2 protein-coding genes are annotated in these 1,219 nt (G+C 31.8%); both read right to left on the minus strand.

The genetic code is table 11. The features are described 5' to 3' along the window. Positions 1–406 precede the first annotated feature (406 nt). On the minus strand, positions 407–691 hold the full coding sequence (locus FH976_RS15765) for a pyocin activator PrtN family protein (protein WP_228767486.1): 285 nt from the start codon (positions 689–691) through the stop codon (positions 407–409). 82 nt (positions 692–773) lie between these two features. Next, the coding region (locus tag FH976_RS15770; RefSeq protein WP_194091721.1) for a hypothetical protein at positions 774–1,219 on the minus strand (446 nt) is incomplete at its 5' end.

The raw sequence follows: 1,219 nt of genomic DNA on the forward strand, positions 1-1,219 counted from the left end.
GGGCGAGTTTCAGATATCAACAGTCAACTATTGAATATGCAAAATTTATGTATTAGAATGTGATTATAGGCTGATAATCAGCATTTTAGGGAATAAATGGAAGGAAGATAGATGTCAAAGGGAATAAGAATATTCATTAAAGTAATATTGATATGGATCTTACTATTACTCTTAGGTCTTGTTAGTCGAATAGGTCACAATAGCCCAATATTAATGTCAATCATAGCTCTTGGTATTACCTCCGCTATTTTCGGTATTTATCGGTATGGCGGTAAAAAAAATGATGATTCAATCAAATCAGAACCAGAAAAAGATGATTAAAATTGCTTATTTACTGAACTACTATCTTTAAGTCGAAAAAAAAGCCCTAACCTTTTTAAGATTAGTGGCTTTTTTAACGATAAGACTAAGCAACCTGAAACTCCATCCATAGCATTTCGGCTTCTTTCTTTTGCTTATCAATATATCTAACAAGATCATCTATGTGAACCATCATTGGTGATCGTTGGTTATCACCTATGCGTATAGTGGGAAAGGGTAAAGCATAAGCATTAGCCTTTCTCCTTGCAGTAGCGACCGCCATTCCCAAGTAATTTTCTGCAATTTCTTCAATCGGTATTAACAGTCTATGACTAAATTGAGCCAAGAGAAGATGATGTGTCATTGTTAGTGATTTTTCTTTCTTTTTCATTTTTCACGCCTACTTTATGAGTTGGAGTGATGAAAAAAGCTCAATCCGTTGAACTAAAAATCCTTTTTAGATTAACAAATAATCAAGATCTATCAACAGTTTTATAATGAAACTTGTAATGCTCGGCTAACTGTTCAGCATTAGGGTTTGCAGGGTATTTATAAACATATTTAATATTTTTTAACTTGTTGAATGCTCGTTTTATCTCTCTTATCTGTTCACTTCTTGATATTTTTTTGTTGATATTCAAAGCCTTTAACAAGTAGTTTAAAGATAGATATCCATTGGGTTTTGCGGTTGTGAGAATAGATAATTTAGTAGTTCTTAAATCTCTCTGTTTCTTAAATTCTTTCAGATCAATTTTTGTAAATCCACGCTTCAATGTTGATTTTTCATAGAGATCAGACAATTTAAAAGATATGGTTTTTTGTTCGATTTGAAGATGATCAAAGAATGGTGATCTCATCTTTTCAATAATTTCAGTAAGTTTTTCAAGATTGATCGACTTTGGAAGAAGTCCATTTTTTC

This window comes from Vibrio hibernica (genome assembly GCF_015223435.1).
Lineage (GTDB): Bacteria > Pseudomonadota > Gammaproteobacteria > Enterobacterales > Vibrionaceae > Vibrio > Vibrio hibernica.